This is a genomic window from Pseudomonas mosselii (assembly GCF_005796105.1).
Lineage (GTDB): Bacteria > Pseudomonadota > Gammaproteobacteria > Pseudomonadales > Pseudomonadaceae > Aquipseudomonas > Aquipseudomonas mosselii_C.
The window spans coordinates 1-4,815 of record NZ_VAUO01000034.1 but is presented as its reverse complement, the minus strand read 5'-3'; the positions used below and the strand labels follow the sequence as shown (position 1 = coordinate 4,815).

Annotated in this window: 2 protein-coding genes; both read left to right on the top strand. The window is 63.8% G+C overall.

Annotation, left to right across the window (positions count from 1 at the left end; all coding sequences use genetic code 11):
• Positions 1 to 3,424, top strand: a 3,424-nt coding sequence (locus FEM01_RS23910; RefSeq protein ID WP_138221880.1) for a non-ribosomal peptide synthetase, incomplete at its 5' end; no start/stop codon positions are given.
• Positions 3,424 to 4,815 (top strand): condensation domain-containing protein (locus FEM01_RS23905; RefSeq protein ID WP_240791792.1); only part of this gene is annotated, 1,392 nt, incomplete at its 3' end. The genes FEM01_RS23910 and FEM01_RS23905, both read left to right, overlap by 1 nt.

Below are 4,815 nucleotides of genomic sequence, written 5' to 3'. Positions count from 1 at the left end.
GACGATCAATGGCCGCGTGTATGGCGGCGAGCTGAGCCTAGGCTGGACGTTCAGTACCGAGCAGTTCGATGTGCAGACCCTACAGGCCCTGGCTGATGCCTATCGTGACGAGTTGCAGGCTGTGGTCAAGCACTGCCTGGGCACGGCTACGCCAGGCGCGACCCCTTCCGATTTCCCGCTGGCCGGCCTGGACCAAGCGCAGCTCGACCGCCTGCCAGTGCCGCTGGGGGAAGTCGAGGACCTTTATCCGCTGACGCCCATGCAGCAAGGCATGCTGTTCCATTCGCTGTATGAGCAGGGCAGTGGCCAGTATCTGAACCAGCTTCAGGTCGCGGTGTCAGGCCTCGACACCGAGCGATTCCGCGCCGCCTGGCAGGCTACCTTGGACGCCCAGGCGTGCCTGCGAACCGGTTTCATCTGGCAAGGTGATCTGGTTCGACCGCTGCAAGTGGTGCACAAGGCTTTGACCTTGCCCATGCGGGTGCTCGATTGGCGCGCTCGTGCCGTCTCGCCGGCCGACCTCGATGCGCTGGCGCGCGCGGAGCTGGAACACGGCTTTGACTTAGTTCAGGCGCCGCTGTTGCGTCTGTGTCTGGTGCGCCTGGGCGATAACGACCAGCATCTGATCTACACCCACCATCATATCCTCATGGACGGCTGGAGCAGTTCGCAACTGCTGGGCGAAGTGCTCCTGCGCTACCACGGGCAGCCGGTGCCACGGGCTGAAGGGCGTATTCGGGACCACATCGAGTGGTTGCAGTCCCGCGATGTGGTCGCCAGCGAGGCATTTTGGAAAGCCCAGCTGGCAGGGCTTGGCGAACCGACACGGTTGACCCAGGCCCTGGCCGGACTCGGTGAGGCGAGCGGCAGCGGGCAGGCCGACCTTCATTTGCGCATCGATGCCCGGCAGACGGCGCAACTCAGCGAGTTTGCGCGTCGGCGCAAGGTGACCGTCAATACCCTGCTGCAAGCGGCCTGGCTTATCCTGCTCCAGCGATACACGGGGCAGGCCAGCGTCTGCTTTGGCGCCACCGTGGCTGGGCGGCCAGCCGAACTGCCAGGCATCGAGCGCCAGGTCGGGCTGTTCATCAACAGCCTTCCGGTGATCGCCAGCCCGCAGCCGAACGAGCAGGTGGGTGACTGGTTGCAGCGCGTGCAGGAGCAGAACCTGGCCCTGCGCGAACACGAACACACGCCGCTGTTCGAGATTCAACGCTGGGCCGGTCATGCGGGTCCGCTGTTCGACACCTTGCTGGTATTCGAGAACTATCCGGTCTCCGAGGCCTTGCAACAAGGCAGCGGTGCCGATTTGCGTTTTGGCGCGGTGCAGCGCCATGAGTTGGCGAACTACCCGCTGACGCTGGCCATTGGACTTGGCCAGGAACTGAGCCTGCACTTGAGCTACGACCAAGCCTGTTTCGATCGGCAGGCCATGGCGACCCTCGGCGAACACGTGCAGTGCTTGCTGGAGCAGATGCGTGCGCGCCCTGACGCACGTCTTTGCGAACTGTTGCTCGAACCGGTGGCGCAGGCGCAGCAGCGCGCGGCGCAACTGAACCCGGCGCTGGCCTGCCATGAAGAGGGCGGCAGCCTGCATGCGCGTATCGAGTTCCAGGCTCGGCGCGCGCCGCATGCGGTGGCGGTATCGCTGGGTGAGCAGGCCTTGACTTACCAGCAGCTCAATCAGCAGGCCAACCGCCTGGCGCATGCCTTGATCGCCCGTGGCGTCGGCCCGGATGTGCGGGTGGGCATCGCCTGCTCGCGTAGCCTGGCCATGCCCGTTGCCGTGCTGGCGGTGCTCAAGGCTGGCGGCGCCTATGTGCCGCTCGATCCGCATTATCCGCAGGATCGCCTGACCTTCATGATGAGCGATAGCGGTATCGAACTGTTGCTCGCAGAAAGCGCGCTGCTGGACAGCCTGCGGGTGCCAGAGGGTGTGACGGTACTGGTGCTGGAGCGGATGGCCGGCGAGTTGGCGAGCTTACCGGAGCATGATCCTGAGGTGGCGATGAACTCGGCCAACCTTGCCTATGTGATCTACACCTCCGGCTCCACCGGTCAGCCAAAGGGGACTCTGCTACCCCATGCCAATGTACTGAGGCTGTTCCGGGCCACGGCGCGCTGGTTCGCGTTTGGGCCGCACGACGTCTGGACCCTGTTCCATTCCTACGCCTTCGATTTCTCGGTGTGGGAGATGTTCGGTGCCTGGCTGCATGGCGGGCGCCTGGTGATGGTCGAGCATGAGGTGAGCCGCTCGCCACAGCAGTTCCTCGAACTGCTGGTGCGCGAAGGCGTGACGGTGCTCAACCAGACGCCATCGGCCTTCAAGCAACTGATGCAGGTGGCCTGCGCCCAGGCCCACGGTGAAGGGTGCGGTGCCTTGCGCCAGGTGGTATTTGGTGGCGAAGCGTTGGATGTGCGCAGCCTGCGCCCATGGTTCGAACGTTTCGGTGACCAAGCCCCGCGGCTGGTGAATATGTATGGCATTACCGAGACGACGGTGCACGTCACCTACAGGCCGTTGTCGCGGGCGGATCTCGAGCGCGAAGCCAGCAGCCCGATTGGCGAGCCGATCGACGACTTGTCCTGGTACGTGCTCGACAGTGAACTCAACCCGGTGCCCCGGGGGGCGGTGGGTGAATTGCACATCGGTGGCGCCGGGCTGGCTCGGGGTTACTGGCGTCGTGCCGACCTCAGTGCCTTGCGCTTCGTTCCGAACCCGTATGGCCAAGTGGCAGGTGCACGTCTTTACCGTACCGGCGACCTGGCCCGCCACCGCCTGGATGGGGTGATCGAGTACGTTGGACGTATCGACCAGCAAGTGAAGATTCGTGGGTTCCGCATCGAGCTGGGCGAAATAGAAGCCTGCCTGCTGACCCTCCCTTGGGTCACCGGGGCCGCAGTGCTGGCGGTGCCGGTCGCCGGCTCCAGCCAGTTGGTGGCATACCTGGCCGGTGCCAGCGAGGCGCAGCGCGAGACGGTGCGTGAACACCTTCGCAAGCATCTGCCTGACTACATGGTGCCGGCCCATCTGCTGTTCCTTGAGCAATTGCCGCTGACTGCCAACGGCAAGCTCGACCGCAAGGCCCTGCCGGCACCGCAAGCGGGATTGCAGCGCGCGGTGTTCGTCGCCCCGGCTACCGCGCTGGAGCAACAGGTCGCGGCAATCTGGCAGGACGTGCTGGGAGCAGCTCAAGTTGGCCTTGAAGACGATTTCTTCGAACTGGGCGGCCATTCGCTGAGCGTGGTGAGCGTCGTCTCACGCCTACAGCTTGAGCTGGGCCTGACCCTCACCCCACAGTTGTTGTTCCGTTTCCCGCGCTTGCGCACGTTCGTCGAGCAATTGGAAACCACTGCGCAACCAATCAACACCACGAAACTGAGCAAGCTCGAAGCGCTGCTGGATGAGATGGAGGATTTCTGATGGACAAGTCGGTCGCTTCGAAAATTGCAAAGCGTTTCATTACCCTGCCCCTGGACAAGCGCAAACTCTACCTGGAGAAAATGCTCGCTGAAGGGGTCTCGCCAGCCAACCTGCCGATCCCCGAGGTCAGTGCCGATTTCGAGGTGCTGCCACTGTCCTACGCGCAGGAGCGCCAATGGTTCCTCTGGCAACTGGCGCCTGACAGCACGGCCTACCACATTCCCTGTGCCCTGCGCCTGCGCGGCGCACTGGACTTGCCAGCGCTGGAGCGCGCTTTCGCTCGGTTGGTAGAGCGTCACGCGGGCTTGCGCACGGTGTTCGCCGAGGTGGACGGGACGACTCGCCAGATCGTGCAGCCGGAGGGGGGCGTGCCGGTCAAGCTGTTCGAGTTGGCCTCTGTGCTCGACGAGCAGGATCAGGCAGTGCAGATTCGGCAGTTCGTCGAGCAGCAGACCCAGGCCCTGTTCGACCTACAGACCGGCCCTCTGCTACGTGTTGGCCTGTTGCGCCTAGCCGATGACGACCATGTGCTGGTGATGACCCAGCATCATATTGTCTCGGACGGCGTTTCGATGCAGATCATGGTCGATGAGCTGGTGGCGTTGTACGGCGCTTTCAGCCAAGGCCGCGAGGCTGGGTTGCCCGACTTGGCCATACAGTACAGTGATTATGCGTTGTGGCAGCGGCACTGGATGGAAGCCGGAGAGCGCGAGCGGCAACTGAGTTACTGGCGCGAGCAACTGGCGGGTGAGCAGGCGGTGCTGGCCTTGCCCACCGATCGTGCGCGACCGGCGGAACAGAGCTTTCGAGGGGCGCGCCACGCATTCTGTGTAGCGGGCGAGCTTCTGGACGGTTTGCGACGCTTGGCCCAGCAGGAAAACGTCACCCCGTTCATGTTGTTGCTGGCGTCCTTCCAGGTGTTGTTGCACCGCTACAGCGGGCAGGCCGATATCCGCGTTGGCGTGCCGGTCGCCAACCGCAACCGGGTAGAGACCGAGCGCTTGGTCGGCTTTTTCGTCAATACGCAGATTCTCAAGGCAGACTTCACCGCGCCACAGTCGTTCAAGGCGTTGCTCGGCCAGGTCCGGCAGGCGGCGATTGACGCCCAGGCCCATCAGGACTTGCCGTTCGAGCAACTGGTCGAGGCCCTGCAGCCCGAGCGCAGTCTCAGCCACAATCCATTGTTCCAGGTCATGTTCAACCATCAGGGCAGTGCGGCGCCGGTGACGCCGCACGCACAGCATGCGGCGCTGCAAGTCGAGCCGTTAATGGGTGTGCGCAATACCGCTCAGTTCGATCTGACACTTGAAACGGTCGAGTCTACCGACGCTGTGGCCGCGAGCCTGGTGTACGCCACCGACCTGTTCGATGCCAGCCGCATCGAGCGCATG